The sequence below is a fragment of the Teichococcus vastitatis genome, from assembly GCF_003604215.1.
Classification (GTDB): domain Bacteria; phylum Pseudomonadota; class Alphaproteobacteria; order Acetobacterales; family Acetobacteraceae; genus Pseudoroseomonas; species Pseudoroseomonas vastitatis.
Genome location: NZ_QXGS01000003.1, coordinates 79,492 through 101,671 on the forward strand (window position 1 = coordinate 79,492; position 22,180 = coordinate 101,671).

Below are 22,180 nucleotides of genomic sequence, written 5' to 3' on the forward strand. Positions count from 1 at the left end.
GTCTCCCCTCCGCCGACGGCGTTTCGCGCCGTCAGGTCATCGGATGACGTAGGCCCTGCGCCGTGCTGGCGTCAAGCAGGCCGCCGGGCAGGGGCCGCGCCCCGATCCGGGCCATCGGCCGGTCAGACAGGGCGGCCGATGCTGGTGGCCAGGGTCATCTCGTCGGTGCGCACCTGGTAGCTCAAGCCCCGGCGCATCGCCCAGGTATTCACCGCGACATCGAGCGGGATCAGCGCCTGCTGGTCGCGCAGCGCCGCCCAGGTCGCCTGCCGGGTCAAGGCCTCGCGCTGATGATTGTCCATGGTCTGCCGGGCCTTCCGGATCATCCCGTCGATGTCGGGATTGCTGAAGTGGCCTCGATTGGCGGTGCCGAGGCCAAGCGCCGCGTCCCAGCTGTGGATCTGCGTTTCCAGCATGCCCAGTGCTTCGGGGTTGGACGAGAAGCCGGCGAAATTCACCGAATACTTCAGCTGCGCCGCTTCCGAGAGCCAGACGCCGTGCGGCCGGGTTTCCACCGTCGCCGCCAGGCCGATGCGCGACCAGATCTGGGCGATGGCCTGCACGATCTGCTCGTCATTCGGGAAGCGGTCGTTCGGGCCGGTGACCTGCACCGCGAAACCCTACGCGTATCCGGCCTCGGCCAGCAGGCGCCAGGCGCCGCCGGGGTCGAAGGGCTGCGGCGTCAGGTCCGGCGAGGTGCCGAAATACCTGCCCGGCCCGAGGTCGCCCGCCGGCATACCCTGGCCCTGCAGAATACGGTCGCACAGCGCCTCGCGGTTGATCGCCACGGACAGGGCCCGACGCACCCGCACATCCCGCAGCGGATCGGCGATGGAAGAGTCGTCTGGCCGGGTGGCCTGAGGCGCAGCAAGCTGACATGCTGCACCACCCACCGCAACGCGGCCGACCCCGCCTGACCCGGATCAAGACCGTAACGAAGATGCTCGCTGTTTCCCGACCGGCCGGCATGGCGGTGCGCGCGGCATGACGCCGCGCACCATCTTGCTCGACTGCGATCCCGGGACGGACGACGCCATCGCCCTGTGGCTGGCGCTAGCCTCCCCGGAACTCGCCTTGCGGATGGTCACGGTGGCCGGCGGCAATGTCGGGCTGGAGCGCACGCTGCCGAATGCCCGCGCCGTGCTCGGGCTGGCGGGTTCCGCAGTGCCCGTGCTGGCAGGCGCCGACCGTCCCCTGATCGGCAGGTTCCGCTCCGAAACGGCGGTGCATGGGGTGGACGGGCTGGGCGGCGTGGTGTTGCCGGAGGGGCCGCCCGCGGCCCCAGGCCTGGCGTCGGACGCGATCCGCGCCGAGTTGCGCGCCGCGGCGCCTGGCAGCGTCACCCTGCTCGGCCTCGGACCGGCCACCAATTTCGCCCTGGCGCTGGCCACCGAGCCGTTCCTGGCGGACCGAGTGGCCGAGATCGTGCTGATGACGGGCGCGGTGGGCGAAGGGAACTGGACCGAGGCGGCCGAGTTCAACGCCGCCATGGACCCCGAGGCGCTGATGGTGCTGCTGCGATGCGGCCGCCCCGTCACCTTGGCGACGCTGGACCTCACGGCGCAGGCCCTGGTCACGCCGGAGAGGGTCGCGACGCTGCGGGCCGCGCCGGGCGGGCGGTGTCTGGCGGCAACGGCCGGCATTCTCGCGGCGCTGCCGCCGTCCCGGCGATTTGGGCACCGCGGCGCGCCGCTGCACGATCCGTGCGCGGTGGCCTGGCTGCTGGCGCCGGACCTGTTCATCCACCGGCCGGTGGCGGCTGAGGTGGTGCGTGACGGTGCCGATCGCGGCCGCACCCGCATCGACCGCTGGGGCCGCAACCCGCTGCCGCGCAACGCCTGCCTGCTGGAGCGCCTGGATGCGGACCGGTTCTTCGCCCTGCTGGCGGAGCGGATCGGTCGGCTGCCCTGAACCCGTCGATGCGCCCGGGACGCCTAGCCGGAATGCCCGAGTGGGGAGGGCAGGTCGCGCACCGTTTCCGCCGCATCCAGCAGCAGCGGCACGGTCTGGTCGAGCCGGCCGCGTGCGGACTGCAAGGCCGGTGCGGGATCGACGCCCTGAGCGAGGCTGGCCTGCAGCCATTCCAGGGCCTCGCTCAGGGCGCGGGCGCCAATGGTGCGACTGACCCCCTGAAGCCGATGCGTCGCGGCGCGCAGCGCCTCGGCCTGCGCCTGCGGCTCCGGGGCCAGCGCTGCCAAGGTTTCGGCACCCTGCTGCAACTCGCGCCGGAATTCCTCCAGAACCGAGGCCGCCGATGGCCCGAGGTCGGTCAGCAAGGCCCGCAGCGCCGCGCGGTCCAGCAGCGGGGCGCCGGCGTCGCCGGGCAAGCCGAGCGCCGGCGCGGAGCTGATGGGCATCTCCGCCATGGTTCCTCCGCGCGGGCCGCGGCCGTGATGCGCCACCATGCGCAGCAGCGTGTCGCGGTCGATCGGCTTGGCCAGATGCGAATCCATGCCCGCCTGCCGGCACGCCTCCACCTGCTCCGGCATTACCGAGGCGGTGACGGCGATCACCGGAACGCCGTTGTGCGGCGTTTTCAGCGCGCGGATCGCTCGGGTCGCCTCCAGCCCGTCCATCACCGGCATCTGCAGATCCATCAGCACCAGATCGAATTCGCCCTGCCGCACCGCCTGCAGGGCCATGGCACCATCCTCCACACAGGTCACGTGGTGGCCGGCGCTGGTCAGCATCGCCCGCGCCACCAGGCGGTTGGCCGGCACGTCATCGGCCACCAGGATGCGCAGGGGCTCGGTGGGAATCACCGCGGCGGAAACGGCATCCGGGCCCGGTGCGCCGGCCGACGCCGCGAGTTGCGCCAGCGGGAGAGGCAACTCGACCCAGAACAGCGCGCCGGCGCCGGGGTGGCTTTCGCAGCCGATGCGGCCTCCCATCAGACCGGCCAGTTGGGCGGCGATGGAAAGGCCGAGCCCGGTGCCGAAGGCCATCACCTCGGCGCCGGCGCCGGGCGTCGCGAGTTGCACGAAATCGCGGAACAGCAGGTGGCGCTGCTCGGCCGGGATGCCGGGGCCGCTGTCCTGCACCTCCAGCCGCAGTCCCTGGCCGAGCAGAGCCGGCTGTGCCCTGAGCGAGATCTGCCCCGCCGGCGGCGTGAACTTCACCGCGTTGGACAACAGGTTCAACAACAGCTGCAACAGCCGCGTCGGGTCCGCCTGCACCGCCTCCGGGGTGCCGGGCTGCAGGTCGAGGGTGAAGCGCAGCGCCTTGCGGCTGATCTCCGGCGCCAGCAGCGCGGCCGCCCGCTCCAGCAGGGGGCGCAGCGCGGTGGGTTCCGGCCGCAGCTCCAGCCGGCCGGCGGCGATCTTGGACAGGTCGAGCAGGCCGTTTACCAGTTCCAGCAGGTGGCGGGCGGCCTCGTGTAGGATGCGGAGCTGCTCGCGCTGGTCGGATGCGAGCCGCTGATCATCCACCAGCACCTGCGCGAAGCCGAGGATGCCGTTCAGCGGCGTGCGCAGCTCATGGCTCATGCGGGCCAGAAACTGGCTCTTGGCCTCGGCGGCGGCGGCGGCCTCGTCGCGCGCTTCGGCCAGCGCTGCCATGGTGTGCTTCAGCTCGGTGATGTCGGTGCGGATGCCCACCGTGCCGCCGCCCGGTGTGGCACGCTCCGTCACCAGCACCCAGCGGCCATCCGGCAGGAGGCGCTCCATTGGTGGGCTGTTGCCGCGGTGCCAGCGCCGCATGTCGGTCAGAAAGGCATCGAGGCTGGCGCCCGCCTGCGGGTACTGGCCGCGCAGGAAGCCTTCCCGCATGATGTCGTCGAAATGCGCGCCGGGCTGGATGAAGCGCGCGCTGACCTGGTAGAAATCCTTGTACCGCGCGTTGCAGGCAACGAGCCGGTCCTCGGCGTCCCACATGACGAAGCCGTCAGTCATGGAGTCGAGCGCGTTCTCCAGCATGGCGCGCCAGCGGTTGCGTTCCGTTTCGACCCGTTCGCGCTGCCGCATCGCCGCCAGCAGCGCAGCGGCCAGCGCTGCCACCAGAAGGGCAAAGCCGGCGGAAATCACCAGCGCCCGGATGCGTTCCCGTTCCCAATCGGCCAGAGCCACGTCCCGGCTGATGCTGGCGGACAGCGCCAGCGCCGGGTACAGCAGCGGCCGGTCGGCGGCGATCACCGGCGATCCGTCGAACCGGCTGCTGGTTTGGCGCGACTGGTCGCCGTCTTCTTCCGCCATCCGCTCTACCGAGGAAGGCGAGAGGCGGTTGCCGATATGCGTCTCGTCATGCGGCTGGCTGGCGAGCAGCGTGCCGTCGGCGCGTTCCAGCGAGATGCGCAACCCCGTGCCATCCCCGCCCACGGAGAGCAGGGTGGACAGCACCGGCACCGGCATCTCGGCCACGGCCAGCAGCGACCCGAAACCGGGCAGGGTGATGCGCCGCGCCATGTAGAGCGACCATTCGCCGCTGGCGGGGTTGCGCAACGGGCCGCCGATCAGCACCGCCCCGGGGCGCGGCGCGCTCTCGAAGAAGGAGCGCAGCACGGCGTCCGGGAAGGCCCGCCGGCGGGATAATGGGAGGCCCGTGGCGACCGGCATGTTATCCGGCCCGATCAGCAGCACGTCGCGGAAGGTGAAGTTCTGATTGTTGAGCTCGCGCAGCACCCGGCTGATCTGCGGCGCCGAAAGGCTGCCATTCCCGGCCATCGGCGCCAGGATGCCCGGCAGTCCCACCAGCATGGCATCGATCTGGACGAAATTGCGGTTCAGCGATGCCTCGACGGCCCGGGCCGCGCGCTGAACCGTGTCGGCCGCCGCCGTCAGGGCGGCGTTGCGCGTGCGGCTGAGCAGCATGGAGGTGGCCAGCCACTGCGCGCACAACAGGGCGGCGGCGGATAGCAGGATGGCGCAACGGATGCGGCGGAACTGCGCCATGTCAGGGATGCCGGACGGTAATGCCCAGCGATGGGCCGAGATAGGCGTTCCACGCCTCGGCGCATCCATCGCCGCAGCGGTCGACCCATCGCGGCAGAACGGTGGAGGTCAGCAACTGGCGGCGGCGGGCGATGTCGGCGGCGCTCAGCGGCACCACGGTCAGGTTGCCCATGCGGCCGTCGCTGCAGCCGGACTGGCCGCTGCTGCAGTTCAGCCCCTCTCCGGTCTCGCGATCGGCACCGTTCCAGATCGCGGTTTCCAGCTCCGCCAAGCCGGCACGAATGCTGCTGCGCACGCCCTCCGGCAGCGCGTGCCATGCCGCACTGTTGGCGCCGAAAACCGAGACGCCCCAGGTGATGGCCATGGCATGGATGTGGCTGGTCACCGCTGTCAGCCCGATGCTGTTGCCGGACATGGTGCCGGTGACGGCGCATTCCACCACACCGCCGCGCAACGCCCCGACGATCTCGGCAAAGGGAATCACCACCGAGATGGCGCCGAGCGCCTCGACCATCTCGGCCTGGCCGACGGAGGAGGTGCGGATGCGCCGGCCCGCCAGATCGCCCAGCCCGGTGAACGGGCGCGAGCACCAGATTACCTGCGCGGGATAGGTGTAGACCGACAACAGCTCCACATTGTAGCGGTCGAGCAACAATTCCTTCAGGTGAGGGCGGTACCGCTGCACCGTCTCACGCAGCGTGCCGATATCGGGGTTGAGCGCCGGGAGGTCGACGGCGTTGAATTCCGGTTCCTCGCTGGACACCACCGCCAGCAGCGCCGTGCCGAACGGCACCACACCGAGGCGCATCAGCGGCAGGATCTCCTCCGCCCTCAGCCCGGCGCGGTCGAAGGGGGCGATCTCGGCCTGCACCCGGCCGCCGGTCAGCTCGCCGATGCGGCGGCGCCAGAACGGTTCCTCATAGCGCGTGTACTGCGATACGCCGCCGAGGCCGCCGATCACCTTCAGCTGGATCGGTGCCTCCGCCTCCTGCGCCACCGCCTCTTGCGCCAATGCCGGCACGGCGAGCAGCGCCGCCAGCACCAGGAGCCACCACCGCCGGGTGCTGGAGATCGGGCGCCCCCTGGCCGTCATGGCTGCCATGGCCGCGGACAGGTCCCGCCAGGGATCACGCGAGGCGGCCGCGGATCCAGGCCTCCGCTTCCGGGGAAAGCCCGCTCCACTCGGCGCTGCTGATCGGCGTCACGATCAGCGTTCCGTCGCGGCCCGACCGGCGCAGCGCGCCCTGGAGGTGCTGCAGCAGGTAGGGGCCCGATACGGCACTTTCCACGATCATCGATCCGGACAGCATCAGGTGCGACTCCGCCAGTTGCCAGACGGCATCCTCGAGAAGCTGGGCGCCCGGGGCATCCTGGTCGTGGGAAACCAAGAGCAAGGACATGTCGTGACCTCATCGGGCAGGTCGCCCCCAGGAAAGGGACGGTGTAAAAGCGTCTGGCAGATTGCGCCAAACAGGTTTCCACGGCAAGGCAAGAGCTATGCAAGCCCAACCTCATCTGGTTGCCATCGTCAGCCATCGCGGCGGCGCCATCCTGTGGCCGGAAAACAGCCTGCTGGCCTTCCGCGGCAGTGCCGCGCTGGCCGTGGAGCAGCTGGAATGCGACGTGCATCTCAGCGCCGACGGCGTGCCTGTGGTGATCCACGATGCGCGGCTCGACCGCACCACAGAGGCGGCCGGGGCCGTGGCCGAGCACAGCGCCTCTGAACTCGCCCAGCTCCGCCTGCGCGGCGCCGGGGAGGAGCGGGTGCCGTTGCTCGCCGACCTCGCTGCGCTGCTGCGGCCGGCCCGGCAGGCGCTGCAGGTCGAGCTGAAGCCCGCCCCGGGCCAGATGCCCGATCCGGCACTTCTGCGGCAAAGCCTGCGCGTGCTCGACGAGGCCGGGCTGCGGTCGCGCACCCATATCATCGCCTTTGAGGCGGAGTTGGCCGCGGCGGCGCTGGCGGCGGGCGGCCTCGGCGGCGTGGTGTGGCTGTTCGGCCGCGAGACGCTGCGGGCGATCGGGACCACCGGCGTGGTGGGCGTGGCGCGGGCGCATGGCTTCGGCACGGTGGAGACGGAGATCGCCGCCCTGGACGCCACCATGCTGGCGGAGTTGCGGCGGGCCGGGCTGCGGGTTGGCGTCTGGGGCGCCAACCAGGCGCCGGAGATCCGGAAGGCGCTGGAGCTGCGGGTCGATCTGATGGCCACGGACGACCCGGTGCTGGCGCTTCGGCTGCGCAACGGCGGCTGACGCCGCCACCTCAGCCGGAGAAGCGGAATGCATCCGCCGCCGGTTGCCCCGTCGGCTCCTGTTGTTGCGCCTGCTGCGCCTGCTGCCGCTTGGCCTCGAATTGCTGCAGCAGGGATTGCAGGCTGCGGACGAAGGCCGGCAGCTGCGCAACCGGAATCGCCAGCTGGCCGCAGGCCAGCGGCTTGCCGTCGGCACCGGTCTGGCCCAGCGTGACGCGGGCGACCCCGACATGCACAGAGGCCTCCAGCACGCCGTCGGCAAACAGAATGCTTTGGCTCATGCGAAGAACTCTCCTGGCTGGGGCATCGGCCTATGGCTCCCGGAAGGCGCGGTGGAAGCTGTCGATCACCGGCTGCATCATGTAGTGGAAGAAGGACCGCTCGCCGATCTGGATCTGCGCCTCGACCGGCATACCGGGAACCAGCTGCACATTCTCCAGCCGGCTCAGCTGCTCCTGATCCACCATGATCTGCACGCGGTAATAGCTCTGCCGCGTGCGCTCATCCATGGTCACGTCGCTGGCCACATAGGTGACATGGCCATGAACGTATGGCACCAGCCGCTGCTTGAAGGCCGGCAGCCGGATCTCGGATTGCAGCCCGGGATAAACCACGTCGATGTCGTTGGCGGCGAGCTGCACCTCGGCCACCAGGCGGTCATTCGCCGGCACGATCTCCATCACCGGCTCGCCCGGGCGGACCACGGCGCCGACGTTGAAGAACTTGCTGCCGAGAATGGTGCCGTCCTCCGGCGCCACGATTTCGCGCCGCGTCACCATGTCCCGCGCGCTGCGCAGCTTTTCCTCGGCCTCGTTCAGACGCCCGCGGACTTCGCGCGCTTCCGTGGAGATCTCGGTGAGGCGCTGGTCGCGGGTCTGCCGGATCTGGTTGCGGGCCTCGGCCACGGAGGCCTGAGCCCGCTCCACCTGGCCCCGCAGGTCGACCATGTTGCCTTCCAGCGAGGCCATGTTGCGCTGCAGGCCGAGCAGGCGCGGCATCCGCTCCAGGCCCTGCCGCACCAGAACCTCGACATCGCGCGCCTCCCGCTCGATCAGGTCGAGCTGGCGCTTCTGGCTGGCGATCTGGCCCTGGGCCGAGGCCGCGCTGGCCTCGTGCTGGGCAATGCGCGCTTCCAGAACCTGGATCTGGCTGACCAGGCTGGTCTGCCGCGCCGCGAACAGGGTGCGCTGGCCGGTCATCGCCTCCAGCGCCCGCGGGTCGTCGCTGCTCAGCAACTCAGCCGGGAAGCCGATGTCGCTGGCGCCCCGCGCCTCGGCGGCGAGGCGCGCATCCTGCGCCAGCAGCGCCCAGCGCTGGGCGCGCACCGTGCCGAGGCCAACATCGGACTGCACCTCGTCGAGACGCATCAGCACCTGGCCGGCACTTACTTTGTCGCCGTCGCGCGCCAGGATCTCCCGCACGATGCCGCCTTCCAGGTGCTGGATGACACGGCGCTGGCCTTCCGAGCGGATCTGGCCCGGCGCTATGGCTGCTTCCGCCAGCGGTGCCATCAGGGACCAGGCGGTGAAGCCGCCGAAGAACACGCCGATCGACAGCATGCCCAGCGCCAGGGCCCGGCTGGTACGGGGCCGCGGCGTATCCAGCATCGTCTCGGGCGGGCTGAGCGGGGGCAGGCTGGCGCCGCGCTGCTTGTCGAGCGCGCCGCCGCCGGCCATGCCCGGCGGAAGGGTGGTGACGCTCATGCGGCATCTCCCGGCTGGGTGTTGTCGAGGCGGGGCGGGGCGGCCTCGGCCGCCACCTTGGCGGGCTCCGGCGCCGGGCGCGGGCCCATCAGGCGTTTCAGCACCTCGGCGCGCGGGCCGAACATCTCCACCGCGCCATCCTTCAGCAGAAGCACCTTGTCGACGCCCTGCACCAGCTGCGGCCGGTGCGACACCAGCACCACGGTGCAGCCGCGCGCCTTCAGGCCTTCCAGGGCGCGCTGCAAGGCCGCCTCGGAATCGCCGTCGAGGTTGGAGTTCGGCTCGTCCAGCACCACCAGTTTGGGGGTGCCGAACAGCGCCCGCGCCAGGCCGATCATCTGACGCTGGCCGCCTGACAGGTGCTGGCCGGCATCGCCGATCTCGGTGTCGTAGCCGTCGCGCAGGCGAAGGATCATGTCATGGCAGCCGGCCAGCTTGGCGGCGGCGAACACCGCCTCCGGCTCGGCCTCGCCCATGCGGGCGATGTTGGCGAACACGGTGCCGTCGAACAGTTCCACATCCTGCGGCAGGTAGCCGACGTGGCGGCCGAAATCGTCCCGCTTCCAGGTGTAAACATCCGCGCCGTCGAGCCGCACGGAGCCGGAGCTCGGCGCCAGCGTGCCGATCAGCAGGCGGATCAGCGTGGTCTTGCCGGCTGCCGACGGGCCGATCACCGCCAGGCTCTCGCCGGCCCGCAGGCCGAAGGCGACACCCTTGATGATGGGCACGTTCTGGCCGGGCAGGGCGTAGGACACGCGCTCGGCGGCCAGCGCGCCGGTCGGCTCGGGCAGCGGCAGGCCAGGCGGCCGAAGCCTCGGCTGTGCCAGGAACACCGTCAGCCGCTTCAGCGCCTGGCGGGCTTGCACTAGGCCCTTCCAGCCGCCGATCAGCTGCTCCACCGGGGCCAAGGCGCGGCCCATGATGATCGACCCGGCGATCGAAGCGCCCGAGGTTAGCTGCTGGTTGAGCACCAGGTAGGCGCCGGCGCCGAGGATCGCGATCTGCACCACCAGCCGCAGGAACTTGGTGGCGGACAGCAGCACGGCGGCGCGGGCGGCGGCCTTTTCCTGCGGCGTCACCGTCTCGGCGACACCGCGGCGCCAGCGGGCCATCACCGCGGGCGTCATGCCCATGCTGTCGATCACCTCGGCATTGCGGGCGATCGCATCGGCGCGGCGCTGGCTCAACATGGTCGCGTTGCTGGCCTGCTTCAGCAGTGCCGACGTGGTGTATTCGTTCAGCATGGTCAGGGCGAACAGCAGCACCGCGCCGCCCAGGGCGATGTAGCCCATCACCGGATGCAGCAGAAAGATCGCGGCCAGGTAGATCGGCACCCAGGGCACGTCATACACGGCCAGCGCGCCGGGCGAGCCAAGCCAGGAGCGGCAGAAGCCGAGGTCGCGCAGCGCCTCCATCCGGTAGGGACGGCCGCGGAGCTGGGCTTCCAGCGCACGCTCGAAGCCCTCCGGCGCCACGCGCGCCTCGATCCAGCCGGCGGCGCGCTGCATGATGCTGCCACGAACCGCCTCAAGGATGGCGAGAAGCAGGATGGCGCTGACGGCGATCAGCGTCAGGAACATCAGCGTGTCGGTGCTGCGGGTGGCAAGAACGCGATCGAACACCTGCATCATGTACAGCGACACGGTCAGCTGCAGCAGGTTGACGACGCCGGAGAACAGGCCCACGGCGACGAAGTCGCGGCGGCAGGTGGCCATGGCGCGGGCGAGGGGGGTGTCGGGAGCCCGCTCGGCACCTGGAACGCGCGGTGCGAAGAACATTGACGATCAGCCCGGAAGTTTTTGGGAAGGGCGGGTCAGGCCATGCCGCGGCCGGCAGAGGCCTGGGAGGAAACGGCCGGAATTCATGTCCGGCACCAGCCCGGCGATGATTTTCATGGTCGGGGTGAAGCCTGGCCCTGCAAGCCTTGGGAGGGGCTGCCTTGCGGTCATGCCGGCCGTAACTCCATGTCAAAAGCGGCTCGAAACGAGGTCGTTGCTGCGCACCATAATGATCTCGGCCAGGAAAGCACAGGAAATTTACCGGTCAATCTTTTGATACAAGACTGGTAATTTAAGCAAGGGTATCAAGCGCGAGGTTGGCGGTTTGTCTTGCATAGCCGAGTGGGCATGTGACTTCAGGTTGATTACGGCTTATTTGCCTCAAGCTTGGCCTTTCCTTGAAATACCAACCGCCGGTTCAAAACGAAGTTCACCACCATGCCCGCCAGCGCACCCGCCACGACCCCGAGCACAGGCCGGGTGGTGAACGCAGGGATGTTGGAGACCAGAAGAACATAAACTCCGTAGTTGATGAAAAACCCTAAGCCATTAACCGCCAGAAACCGGAGCCATTGCCGGCCGGCCGGCGCGTGGGCGGCAGTCCTGAAGGTCCAGATCCGGTTCAGCAACCAGTTGCCGGTTGCCGCGGTCAGGTAGGACAGCACGCGCCCGCCATACAGCCCCGCGCCCAGGGCCAGGGCGGCGTATAGCACAACCGTGTCCACGACCACGCCAATGCTGCCCACCGTGCCAAAGCGCAGCATCTCGCCCAGAAGGGCGCGGCGCCGCGGCGAAAGCCATGCGGGGGAGGGGAGAGGCGTCGGCATGGGCGGGGCATAAGCGGGGTCGGGACCGCTGCCAATCCCTTGTCCCCCCTTGCGCGACCGGGGCGCCTCGGCTTCCCTCTGCCGGACAGGAAGGCCTCTACGGGAGACCAAGCATGATCAACCGACGTCAATGGCTCGGTGGTGCGGCCAGCATCGCCGGGACCGCTGCGCTGCCGCATTTCGCCATCGCCCAGAGTGCCGGTGGGGGCAGCGACCCGCGCGTGCTGAAGTTCATCCCGCAATCCGACCTTGCCGTGGCCGATCCGATCATCACCACGGCCTATGTCAGCCGCAACCACGGCTACATGATCTGGGACACGCTCTACGGCTTCGACCAGGACTACAAGCCGCAGCCGCAGATGGTGCAGGGCCATCGCGTCGAGGATGACGGCCGCCGCGTCACCCTGGTGTTGCGCGGCGGGCTGAAGTTCCACGATGGCGAGCCGGTGCGGGCAGTGGATTGCGTCGCCTCGATCCGCCGCTGGGCGGCCCGCGATGCCCTGGGCCAGGTGATGATGATGGTGGTGGACGAACTGTCCGCGCCGGACGACAAGACCATCCTGTTCCGCTTCCGGCAGCCTTTCCCGTTGTTGTTCGAGGCGCTGGGCAAGCCTGCCACCCCTGTCTGCTTCATCATGCCCGAGCGGATGGCGAAATCCGATCCGGCCATCGCCGTGAAGGAGATGATCGGCTCCGGCCCGTTCCGCTGGAAGCAGGATGAGCGCATCCCCGGTGCCCGCCTCGTCTACGAACGCAACCCGGATTACGTGCCGCGCGCCGATGGCCCGGTGAGCTGGACGGCCGGCCCGAAGCGGGTGCATTTCGACCGCATCGAGTGGAACGTCATGCCGGACGCGGCGACCGCCACCAGTGCCATGCAGAATGGCGAGGCCGATTGGTACGAGCAGCCGCCGGGCGACCTGCAGGAGCTGCTGCGCCGCAACCGCAACCTGACACTGGAGATCCAGGACCCGACCGGTTTGGTGGCGATGGCGCGGTTCAACCACCTCCATCCGCCGTTCAACAACCCTGCCATCCGCCGCGCCCTGCTCGGCGCCATCAACCAGTCCGACTTCATGACGGCGGTGATCGGCACGGATAAGAGCCTCTGGCGCGACCAGGTGGGCGTGTTCACGCCGGAAACCCCGCTGGCCAACAATGCCGGCATGGAGGTGATCACCGCGCCGCGCGACTACGACAAGGTCAAGCGCGAATTGCAGGCCGCCGGCTACAAGGGCGAGAAGGTCGTGCTGATCGCGGCATCCGACTTCGCGTCGCTGAACGCTCTGGCGCAGGTTGGCAACGACATGCTGCAGAAATGCGGCATGAACGTGGAGTTCGTGTCCACGGATTGGGGCAGCGTGGTGCAGCGCCGCGCCAGCAAGGAACCGCCGGAGAAGGGCGGCTGGAGCATGTTCTTCACCTTCTGGGCGGGCGTGGACATGGTCAACCCCGGTGTGCAGCAGGCGCTGCGTGGGCATGGGCAGGCGGCCTGGTTCGGCTGGCCCACCGCTCCGCGTCTGGAGGAGCTGCGCAATGCCTGGTTCGCGGCGCCGGATCTTGCGGCGCAGCAAGACATCGCCAGGCAGATCCAACTGCAGGCGTTCCAGGACGTGCCTTACCTGCCGCTCGGGCAGTATTTTCAGGCCTGGGCGTACCGGCGTGGCCTCACCGGGATTCTGAAGGGACTGCCGATGTTCTGGAACGTCCAGCGCTCCGCATGAGATTTGCCGGTTCCCGCTTGCAGTGGCGGCAAAACCAGCGAATGCTTCTTCATTGAGCAGGGCGGGGCCCATCGGGCGACCACTCGGTCGCCGGATGTCGCCCAAACGGTGAATGGCACGCTGCGTGCTTACAGCTTGGCGGCCGGCAGGCGCAGAATGATCGGTGGCGGCTTCCCGGCTGCATCCTTCGGCGCCCGCCGGGAACAGGATCCATACAATGCCGGCCAGCGGGCCGGGTGCGAGGGTGACCATGCTGCAACGCCGATCGCTGATGTCGCTGGCCGCTGGCGCCGCATTGGCCATCCCCTCCCTGGCACGTCCCGCGCTGTCGCAGGGCGCCGCATCCCGCGCCCTGCGTTTCGTGCCGCAGGCCAATCTGGCGAATTTCGACCCGATCTGGGGCACGCAATACGTCGTCCGGAACGCCGGGATGATGGTGTGGGACACGCTATACGGCGTCGATGCCAAGTTCGCGCCCCAGCGGCAGATGGTGGACAGTGAGGAGGTTTCCGGTGACGGCCTGACCTGGACCTTCAAGTTGCGCTCCGGTCTGCGCTTCCACGATGGCAGTCCAGTTCTGGCGAAAGACGCGGTGGCCAGCCTCAACCGTTGGGCGGTGCGCGACCCGATGGGCCAGATGATCCGCGCCATCCAGAACGAATTGGTGGTGGTGGATGACAACACCTTCCGCTGGTCGCTGAAGCAGCCCTACCCGAAGATGCTTCTGGCACTCGCCAAGACCAATTCGCCCTGTTCCTTCGTGATGCCGGAGCGGATCGCGAAGACTGATCCGTTCCAGCAGATCACGGAATTCGTCGGCTCAGGTCCGTTCCGCTTCGTGCGCGAGGAATGGGTGCCGGGCGCCCGCGCCGTGTTCGCCAAGTTCGACGGCTATGTGCCGCGGGACGAGGCGCCGGACTGGATGGCGGGCGGCAAGCGCGTCATGGTTGATCGCGTCGAGTGGGTGGTGATGCCCGACCCGGCGACCGCCGCTGCCGCACTGCAGAATGGCGAGGTGGATTGGTGGGAGAACCCGATCGCCGATCTTGTTCCGGTTCTAAGGCGCAGCCGCAACCTCAATGTCGACATCGCCGATCCGCTGGGCAATGTCGGCTCGTTCCGCATGAACCACCTGCACAAGCCCTTCAGCGATCCGCGCGCGCGGCGCGCGGTGCTGATGGCGCTGAGCCAGGAAGACTACATGCGCGCCCTGGTCGGCGATGAAACCGACCTGTTCAAGCTGATGCCGTCGTTCTTCACCCCCGGCACGCCGCTCTATACCGAGCAGGGCGGCGAGATCCTGAAGGGCGAGCGGAACTATGATGGCGCCAAGCGGCTGCTCCAGGAGGCGGGATACACCGGTGAGCCGATCACCCTGCTGGTCGCGCAGGACCAGCCGATCACCAAGGCGTTCGGCGATGTCAGTGCCGATCTGCTGAAGCGCATCGGCATGAACGTGGATTTCGTGGCCACGGATTGGGGCACCGTCGGCAGCCGGCGGGCCAGCAAGGCGCCCCCCTCGCAGGGCGGATGGCACATCTTCCATACCTGGCATGCCGGCGCCGATTGCATCAATCCCGCCAGCTACACCGCCATGCGCGCCAATGGCGATCAGGCGTGGTTCGGCTGGCCGAACAACAGCGCGGTGGAGGCCGCGCGCGATTCATGGTTCGCCGCGCCCGACCTCGCCGCCGAAAAGGCGGCCGTGGCCGAGATGAACCGCCTCGCGATGGAAGATGCCCTGTGGGGTCCCACCGGCTTCTTCATGTCCTACCAGGCCTGGCGGAAGAACGTGGAGGGTGTGGTGAAAGCGCCCATCCCGTTCTTCTGGAACGTCACCAAGAGCTGATCGAGATCCATGTTCGCCTATATCATACGTCGAATCCTGGCGACGATCCCCGTGATGGCGGTCGTAGCCCTGTTTGTTTTCAGCCTGCTTTATCTGGCGCCGGGCGACCCGGCGGCGGTGATCGCCGGCGACCAGGCCACACCGGCGGATGTGGAACGCATCCGCGCCGGGCTCGGCCTGGACCGTCCGTTCCTGGTGCGCTTCGGCGAATGGACCTGGAACATCATCCGAGGCGATCTGGGCGTCTCCATCTTCACCAACCTGCCCGTGTCGCGGATGATCGCGCAGCGCATCGAGCCGACGTTGTCGCTGATGGTGATCACGCTGTTCCTGGCGGTGATCATCGCCGTGCCGATGGGCGTGGTGGCGGCCTGGAAGTCCGGCGGCTGGATCGACCGCGCGGTGATGGCCTTTGCGGTGCTGGGCTTCTCCGTGCCGGTGTTCGTGGTGGGCTATGTGCTGGCCTATTACTTCGCCCTGGGCCTCGACTGGTTTCCGGTGCAGGGCTACACGCCGATCTCGCAAGGCTTCGGCCCCTGGCTGTCCAACCTGGTGCTGCCCGCGGTGGCGCTGTCCTCGGCTTATATCGCGCTGATCGCCCGCATCACCCGCGCCACCATGCTGGAGGTGCTGCAGCAGGACTATATCCGCACCGCGCGCGCCAAGGGGGCCGGGCAGCGCACCATCCTGTTCCTGCACGCCCTGAAGAATGCGGCCGTGCCGATCGTCACGGTGATCGGTATCGGCGTCGCGCTGCTGATCGGCGGCGCCGTGATCACCGAGAGCGTGTTCGCCATTCCGGGCCTTGGCCGGCTGACCATCGATGCCATCCTGCGGCGCGATTATCCGGTGATCCAAGGCGTGGTGCTGCTGTTCTCCTTCGTCTACGTGCTGGTCAACCTGCTCATTGACCTGAGCTACACCCTGTTCGACCCGAGGATCCGGTATTGAGCACCACAGCCGTCTCCCCTGGAGCCCCTCTGGGTGGGCGCGCCGCGCTCACCGCCAAGGATGTCGCGGTGGCGGCGCCGCTGCCGGACGTCATGCAGCCCAAACGGGTCCGCAAGGGCCTGTTCGGCTACCTGATGCGCCACCCGAACATCGCCATCGGCGGTTTCCTGCTGCTGTTGATGGTGGCGATCGCCGTGTTCGCGCCGTTTCTCTGGACCAAGGACCCGACCGCGCTGGCGCCGGTGATGCGCACGCGCAATCCTTCCGCCTCGGCCTGGTTCGGCACCGACATGCTGGGCCGCGACGTGTATTCCCGCGTGCTGTACGGCGCCCGCGTGTCGTTGATGGTGGGCTTCGGCGTCGCGTTCTTCGCCTCCATCATCGGGCTGACAATCGGTTTGGTGTCCGGCTTCGTGCGCTGGGCCGACAGCATCATCATGCGTATCATGGACGGGTTGATGTCGATCCCGTCGATCCTGCTGGCGATCGCACTGATGGCGCTGACCCGCGGCTCGGTCGGCAACGTCATCCTGGCCATCACCATTGCCGAGATCCCGCGCGTGTCGCGGCTGGTGCGCGGCGTGGTGCTGAGCCTGCGCGAGCAGCCCTATGTGGAGGCCGCCATCGCCTCCGGCACACGCACGCCGGTGATCATCTGGCGCCACATCCTGCCCAACACCATGGCGCCGATGACTGTGCAGGCGACCTATATCTGTGCCGCCGCCATGCTGATCGAGGCTGGCCTGTCCTTCATCGGTGCGGGCACGCCGCCGATCATCCCGTCCTGGGGCAACATCATGGCCGAAGGCCGGGCGTTGTGGCAGGTCAAGCCCTACATCGTCTTCTTTCCGGCGATCTTTCTGTCCATCACCGTGCTGGCGGTGAATCTGCTGGGCGATGGCCTGCGGGATTCGCTCGACCCGCGCGCCGCGAAGCGGGTGTAAGCCTATGGCCCTCCTCGAAGTTGAAAACCTGCAAACCCATTTCCGCACGCCCGATGGTGGCGTGAACCGTGCCGTGGATGGCCTGAGCTTCAGCGTCGAGGCCGGCGAGACCGTCGCCATCGTGGGCGAATCCGGCTGCGGCAAATCCGTCACCTCGATGTCGATCCTGCGGCTGATCCCGGAGCCGCCGGGACAATTGGCCGGTGCCATCCGGTTCCAGGGCAAGGACCTGCTGAAGCTGTCGGAGCGCGAGATGCGCGCGATCCGCGGCAACGACATCAGTATGATCTTTCAGGAGCCGATGACCTCGCTCAATCCGGTGCTGTCCATCGGCCAGCAGATCGGCGAGGCGCTGCGGCTGCATCAGGGTCTGTCCAAGCAGGAGGCGGAGGCCAAGGCCGTCGAGATGCTGACGCTGGTCGGCATCCCCGCGCCAGCCAAGCGGGTGAGGGAGTACCCGCATCAGTTGTCGGGCGGTATGCGGCAGCGCGTGATGATCGCCATCGCGCTCGCCTGCAACCCGAAGTTGCTGATCGCCGACGAGCCGACCACCGCGCTCGACGTCACCATCCAGGCGCAGATCCTGGACCTGATGCGTGACCTCAAGCACCGGGTCGGCGCCGCCATCGTGCTGATCACCCATGATCTCGGCGTCGTCGCCGAAGTGGCCGAGCGGGTGATCGTCATGTATGCCGGCCGCAAGGTGGAGGAAGCCAAGGTGGCGGAACTGTTCCGCAGCCCGAAGCATCCCTACACTCAGGGTCTGCTCGGCGCGGTGCCGAAACTCGGCTCCTCGCTGGACAACGAAACGGAGCGGCTGGCGGAGATCCCCGGTTTGGTGCCCAGCCTGAAGGAAAAGATCCAGGGCTGCGTCTTCGCCAGCCGCTGCCCCAAGATGACGGAGTTGTGCCGGGAGGTGCCGCCGGCACTCGAGGAGAAGGCGCCGCACCACGTGGCGGCCTGCCATTATGCAGAGCGGGAGGCGATCGCGGCATGAGCACCAGCATGACAAGTCATTCCGCGCGGCACGGCACACCGCCGCTGCTGGAAGTGAACGACCTGAAGAAGCACTTCCCCATCCGGGGCGGCTTCTTCGGCAACACCACCGGCTACGTTTATGCGGTGGACGGCGTGTCCTTCCACATCAACAAGGGCGAGACCTTGTCACTGGTGGGCGAGTCCGGCTGCGGCAAGTCCACCGTCGGCAAGGCGCTGCTGCGGCTGTTCGCACCCACCTCCGGTCAGGTGGTGCTGGACGGAAGGCGGATCGACGATCTGTCCCAGGGCCAGCTGCGGCCGATTCGCCGCCGTGTCGGCGTGGTGTTCCAGGACCCGTTCAGCAGCCTCAATCCACGCATGCGGGTCAAGGATCTGCTGGCCGAGCCGATCCGCAACTACGGCCTGGCGAAGAACGGCGCGGAGCTGGATGAGCGTCTGGCCAAGCTGATGGACCTGGTGCGCCTGCCGCGCGACGCGGTGTCGCGCTGGCCCCATGAATTCTCCGGCGGCCAGCGGCAGCGCATCTGCATCGCTCGCGCCCTGGCAGGCGAGCCGGACCTGATCATCTGCGACGAGGCCGTCTCGGCTCTCGACGTGTCGGTGAAGGCGCAGATCGTCAACCTGCTGCAGGACCTTCAGCGACAGCTCGGGCTGGCGATGCTTTTCATCAGCCACGACCTCGCCATCGTCGAGCACATGACGCATCGCGTGGCGGTGATGTATCTTGGAAAGATCGTCGAGGTCGCGCCGCGCCGCTCCCTGTTCGGAGCGCCCAAGCATCCCTACACGGAGGCGCTGCTGTCGGCCGTGCCGGTGCCGGAGCCCGGCGCGGCCCGCAAGCGTATCGTGCTGACGGGAGATGTGCCGAGCCCGATCAATCCTCCCACGGGGTGCCGCTTCCACACGCGGTGCCCCTACGCCTTTGACCGCTGCAAGACCGACGTGCCGGAACTGCAGCAAACGCAGCCCGGGCAGTGGGCCGCGTGCCACCTGCATGATCTGCCGGAAGCCAGGAACCCGCTGTCGCGCAGTCTGCCCGCGGCTGCCTGACACGCCGGCCGGGGGAGAATGCCTGCCCCCGGCCTGGTGCATTGGCAGGCTGGGCTGCCATTTCGCGGCGCATGGCAGGGTCTACTTGCAAATGCCTCGCAATTGCCTATAAATCTCCTCCATTCGCCCGCTTGACGGCTCAGGCATGCTTGGATGACCCTTGTCTCCCAAAGGGCGGCGGCTGTTTCGCGCCGCCCCTGCGCATGGGGAGAGACGGGATGCCGCAAGTCAGCCTGACGGTGAATGGCAAGTCCCATACTGTGGATGTCGAGGGCCGCACCCTGCTGGTGGAGGTGCTGCGAGAGAAGCTGCGCCTGACCGGCACGCATGTCGGCTGCGATACCAGCCAGTGCGGCGCCTGCGTCGTGCAGGTCGGTGAGGACAGCGTGAAGGCCTGCACGATCCTGGCCGTGCAGCTCGACGGTGCCGAGATCACCACGATCGAGGGACTCGCCGCCGCGGATGGAACGCTGCACCCGATGCAGGAAGCTTTCCGGGAATATCATGCCTTGCAATGCGGCTTCTGCACGCCGGGCATGGTGATGAGCGCCATCGACCTGGTGAAGAAGCATCCCTCCGGCTTGTCGGAGCAGGAGATTCGCGAGGGCCTCGAAGGCAATATCTGCCGCTGCACCGGCTATCACAACATTGTTAAAGCCATTGCCGCCGCGGCAGAGGTGATGAACGGCAAGCGCAGCGAACTGGCACGCGCCGCCGAGTAACGCCCGACGCCGACGCACGACCAGCCGGAACAGGCTGGCGGAACAAGTTCAAGAATTCGCCCGGGGAGGCGAGCATCCATGAACGTCACGCTACCCTCTGCGGTGTCCTCCGGAGGCATCGGCGCGCGCGTCCGCCGCAAGGAGGATCTTCGCTTCCTGGCGGGGCGCGGCCGCTACACCGATGATCTGGTGCGGCCGGGGCAGCTGCATGGCTGGGTGCTGCGCAGCCCGCATGCCCATGCCAGCATCGACGCGATCAATGATGCGGCGGCTCGTGCCATGCCTGGCGTGAGGGCGGTCTACACCGCCCGCGACATCGAGGCGGCGGGCCTCGGTGGCGTGCCCTGCGGCTGGCAGGTCACCGGCAAGGGCGGCAAGGTGATGGCGGAACCGCCGCACCCCGTGCTGGCCAGCGGCAAGGTGCGCCATGTCGGCGATCCGGTCGCCTTCATCGTTGCGGAAACCCGTGCCCAGGCGCGCGATGCGGCAGAGGCGGTGGAGGTCAGCTACGGCGTGCTGCCGGCGCTGCCGGACATCGGTTCGGCGATCGCGCCCGGCGCCGTCGCGCTGCATGACGGGGCGCCGGACAATCTCTGCTTCGACTGGGAGATCGGCGACCAAGCGGCCACGGACGCGGCCTTTGCGCGGGCGCACAAGGTGGTCCGCTTCGAAACCACCAACAACCGGCTGGTTCCCAACGCCATGGAGCCGCGTGCCGCGATCGGCGAGTTCGACCCGGATAGCGGCGAGTACACCCTCACCACCACCAGCCAGAATCCGCATGTGATCCGGCTGCTGATGGGCGCCTTCGTGCTGAAGCTGTCCGAGCACAAGCTGCGGGTGGTGGCGCCCGATGTGGGCGGCGGCTTCGGCAGCAAGATCTATCATTACGCCGAGGAGGCCCTGGTCACCTGGGCGGCCGGGCAGCTGAGGCAGCCGGTGCGCTGGACCTGCGAACGCAGCGAAAGCTTCGTCTCCGACGCGCATGGCCGTGACCACGTCACCACGGCCGAGCTGGCGCTGGATGCAGACGGACGCTTCCTCGGCCTGCGGGTCCAGACGCTGGCCAACATGGGCGCCTACCTGTCCACCTTCGCGCCGGCGGTGCCGACCTACCTGTCGGCCACGCTTCTGGCCGGCTGCTACACCACCCCGGCGATCCATGGCCAGGTGAAGGCGGTGTTCACCTCCACCGTACCGGTGGATGCCTATCGCGGCGCTGGGCGCCCCGAGACCACCTATCTGCTGGAGCGGCTGGTGGATGTCGCGGCGCGCGAGATGGGGATGGACCGGCTGGAAATCCGCCGCCGCAATTTCATCCAGCCCAGCCAGTTCCCGTACCAGACGCCGGTGGCGCTGCAATATGACAGCGGCGATTACGAGGCGACGCTTCGGCAGGCGCTGGACGCCGCCGATTATGCCGGCTTCGAGGCGCGCCGGGCCGAGGCGAAGGCGCGCGGCATGCTGCGCGGCATCGGCGTCTCCACCTATCTGGAAGCCTGCGGCATCGCGCCCTCCAAGCTTGTCGGCCAGCTGGGAGCGCGGGCCGGGCTCTACGAGGTAGCCAATATCCGCGTGCACCCGACCGGCAGCGTGTCCGTGTTCACCGGGACGCATTCGCATGGCCAGGGCCACGAGACCAGCTTCGCCCAACTTGTGGCCGAACAGCTCGGCGTGCCGATCGACATGGTGGAGATCGTGCATGGCGACACCGCCAAGATCCCCTTCGGAATGGGCACCTACGGGTCGCGCTCGCTGGCGGTGGGCGGTGCCGCCATGGTGAAGGCAATGGACAAGATCATCGCCAAGGGCCGGAAGATCGCGGCGCATCTGATGGAAGCCTCGGTGGAGGATATCGAGTTTGCCGATGGCCGGTTCCGCGTCGCCGGCACCGATCGCTCCAAGGCCTTCGCCGAGATCAGCATGGCCGCCTACGTGCCGCATGATTATCCGATCGAGGAGCTGGAGCCGGGGCTGGAGGAAACCGCCTTCTACGACCCCAAGAACTTCACCTATCCCGGGGGCTGTCATATCTGCGAGGTGGAGATCGATCCGGAAACCGGCGGCGTCGAGGTGGTGAAGTTCACCGCCTGCGACGATGTCGGCCGGGTGATCAATCCCATGATCGTGGAAGGGCAGATCCAGGGCGGCGTTGCCCAGGGCATCGGCCAGGCTCTGATCGAGAACACCGTGTATGACAGCGAAGGGCAGCTGCTGTCCGCCAGCTTCAACGACTACGCCATGCCGCGTGCCGCCACCGTGCCGGAATTCACCGTGCTGACCAGCACCACGCTGTGCACCCATAACCCGCTGGGTGTGAAGGGCTGCGGCGAAGTCGGCGCCATCGGCTCGCCGCCGGCGGTGATGAACGCGGTGGTCGATGCGCTGCGCGACTATGGCGTGACGCACGTCGAGATGCCGGCGACACCGGTGAAGATCTGGTCCATCATCCAGCAGGGTGGCGCCGCGCTGCCCCAGGCTGCCGAGTAGAGGGAGAA

19 protein-coding genes are annotated in these 22,180 nt (G+C 68.3%); 10 read left to right on the forward strand and 9 right to left on the reverse strand.

The window, feature by feature from the left end; all coding sequences use genetic code 11:
- Positions 1–122 precede the first annotated feature (122 nt).
- Positions 123–611 carry a periplasmic substrate-binding domain-containing protein gene (locus tag D2K64_RS25395; RefSeq protein WP_238384050.1) on the reverse strand — a complete coding sequence of 163 codons (489 nt, stop codon included), beginning with the start codon at positions 609–611 and terminating at the stop codon, positions 123–125.
- Between the two features lie 9 nt (positions 612–620).
- Positions 621–893, reverse strand: a complete 273-nt coding sequence (locus D2K64_RS25400; RefSeq protein WP_274379291.1) for an ABC transporter substrate-binding protein — start codon at positions 891–893, stop codon at positions 621–623.
- A 91-nt stretch (positions 894–984) separates the two neighbouring features.
- On the opposite strand from D2K64_RS25400, the gene D2K64_RS06455 reads away from it, so the two are divergent.
- A complete protein-coding gene (locus D2K64_RS06455; RefSeq protein WP_120007419.1) occupies positions 985–1,911 on the forward strand; it encodes a nucleoside hydrolase in 927 nt (308 codons plus the stop codon).
- A gap of 23 nt (positions 1,912–1,934) precedes the next feature.
- On the opposite strand, the gene D2K64_RS06460 is transcribed toward D2K64_RS06455, so the two are convergent.
- The 3 genes from D2K64_RS06460 to D2K64_RS06470 are packed head-to-tail and all read right to left on the reverse strand — an operon-like array spanning position 1,935 to position 6,286.
- Positions 1,935–4,886: an ATP-binding protein gene (locus D2K64_RS06460; protein WP_162306156.1), complete on the reverse strand. Its 2,952-nt coding sequence runs from the start codon at positions 4,884–4,886 to the stop codon at positions 1,935–1,937.
- A gap of 1 nt (position 4,887) precedes the next feature.
- Positions 4,888–5,988: a TRAP transporter substrate-binding protein gene (locus D2K64_RS06465; protein WP_120007421.1), complete on the reverse strand. Its 1,101-nt coding sequence runs from the start codon at positions 5,986–5,988 to the stop codon at positions 4,888–4,890.
- 25 nt (positions 5,989–6,013) lie between these two features.
- Positions 6,014–6,286 (reverse strand): hypothetical protein, encoded by a 273-nt coding sequence (locus D2K64_RS06470; RefSeq protein ID WP_120007422.1) that lies wholly within the window; start codon positions 6,284–6,286, stop codon positions 6,014–6,016.
- Positions 6,287–6,383: 97 nt separating this feature from the next.
- Between D2K64_RS06470 and D2K64_RS06475 the strand changes: the two genes are divergently transcribed.
- On the forward strand, positions 6,384–7,136 hold the full coding sequence (locus D2K64_RS06475) for a glycerophosphodiester phosphodiesterase (RefSeq protein ID WP_120007423.1): 753 nt from the start codon (positions 6,384–6,386) through the stop codon (positions 7,134–7,136).
- 10 nt (positions 7,137–7,146) lie between these two features.
- On the opposite strand, the gene D2K64_RS06480 is transcribed toward D2K64_RS06475, so the two are convergent.
- The 4 genes from D2K64_RS06480 to D2K64_RS06495 form a co-directional block, all read right to left on the reverse strand.
- Positions 7,147–7,416 carry a hypothetical protein gene (locus D2K64_RS06480; RefSeq protein WP_120007424.1) on the reverse strand — a complete coding sequence of 90 codons (270 nt, stop codon included), beginning with the start codon at positions 7,414–7,416 and terminating at the stop codon, positions 7,147–7,149.
- Between the two features lie 30 nt (positions 7,417–7,446).
- Positions 7,447–8,838, reverse strand: coding sequence for an HlyD family type I secretion periplasmic adaptor subunit (locus D2K64_RS06485; RefSeq protein WP_120007425.1), 1,392 nt, complete (start codon positions 8,836–8,838; stop codon positions 7,447–7,449).
- Positions 8,835–10,616: a type I secretion system permease/ATPase gene (locus tag D2K64_RS06490; RefSeq protein ID WP_120007426.1), complete on the reverse strand. Its 1,782-nt coding sequence runs from the start codon at positions 10,614–10,616 to the stop codon at positions 8,835–8,837. The genes D2K64_RS06485 and D2K64_RS06490 overlap by 4 nt, the downstream gene beginning before the upstream one ends.
- Positions 10,617–10,981: 365 nt before the next feature.
- Positions 10,982–11,443 carry a GtrA family protein gene (locus D2K64_RS06495; RefSeq protein WP_238384052.1) on the reverse strand — a complete coding sequence of 154 codons (462 nt, stop codon included), beginning with the start codon at positions 11,441–11,443 and terminating at the stop codon, positions 10,982–10,984.
- A 116-nt stretch (positions 11,444–11,559) separates the two neighbouring features.
- Here D2K64_RS06495 and D2K64_RS06500 point away from each other — a divergent pair, with 116 nt between their 5' ends.
- From D2K64_RS06500 to D2K64_RS06535, 8 genes are all read left to right on the forward strand, one after another.
- Positions 11,560–13,167 carry an ABC transporter substrate-binding protein gene (locus D2K64_RS06500; protein WP_120007643.1) on the forward strand — a complete coding sequence of 536 codons (1,608 nt, stop codon included), beginning with the start codon at positions 11,560–11,562 and terminating at the stop codon, positions 13,165–13,167.
- 217 nt (positions 13,168–13,384) lie between these two features.
- Positions 13,385–15,016 (forward strand): ABC transporter substrate-binding protein, encoded by a 1,632-nt coding sequence (locus D2K64_RS06505; RefSeq protein ID WP_370764478.1) that lies wholly within the window; start codon positions 13,385–13,387, stop codon positions 15,014–15,016.
- 9 nt (positions 15,017–15,025) lie between these two features.
- Positions 15,026–15,967 carry an ABC transporter permease gene (locus tag D2K64_RS06510; protein ID WP_120007428.1) on the forward strand — a complete coding sequence of 314 codons (942 nt, stop codon included), beginning with the start codon at positions 15,026–15,028 and terminating at the stop codon, positions 15,965–15,967.
- Entirely contained in the window at positions 15,964–16,911 is a 948-nt protein-coding gene (locus D2K64_RS06515; protein ID WP_456316368.1) for an ABC transporter permease, read from the forward strand. The genes D2K64_RS06510 and D2K64_RS06515 overlap by 4 nt, the downstream gene beginning before the upstream one ends.
- A gap of 4 nt (positions 16,912–16,915) precedes the next feature.
- The gene (locus D2K64_RS06520; protein WP_120007429.1) at positions 16,916–17,908 is read left to right on the forward strand and encodes an ABC transporter ATP-binding protein; all 993 of its coding nucleotides are present in this window, start codon (positions 16,916–16,918) and stop codon (positions 17,906–17,908) included.
- Between the two features lie 8 nt (positions 17,909–17,916).
- On the forward strand, positions 17,917–18,960 hold the full coding sequence (locus tag D2K64_RS06525; protein ID WP_120007646.1) for an ABC transporter ATP-binding protein: 1,044 nt from the start codon (positions 17,917–17,919) through the stop codon (positions 18,958–18,960).
- A 218-nt stretch (positions 18,961–19,178) separates the two neighbouring features.
- Positions 19,179–19,682 carry a (2Fe-2S)-binding protein gene (locus tag D2K64_RS06530; protein ID WP_120007430.1) on the forward strand — a complete coding sequence of 168 codons (504 nt, stop codon included), beginning with the start codon at positions 19,179–19,181 and terminating at the stop codon, positions 19,680–19,682.
- Positions 19,683–19,760: 78 nt separating this feature from the next.
- A complete protein-coding gene (locus D2K64_RS06535) occupies positions 19,761–22,172 on the forward strand; it encodes a xanthine dehydrogenase family protein molybdopterin-binding subunit (RefSeq protein WP_120007431.1) in 2,412 nt (803 codons plus the stop codon).
- Positions 22,173–22,180: the final 8 nt, after the last annotated feature.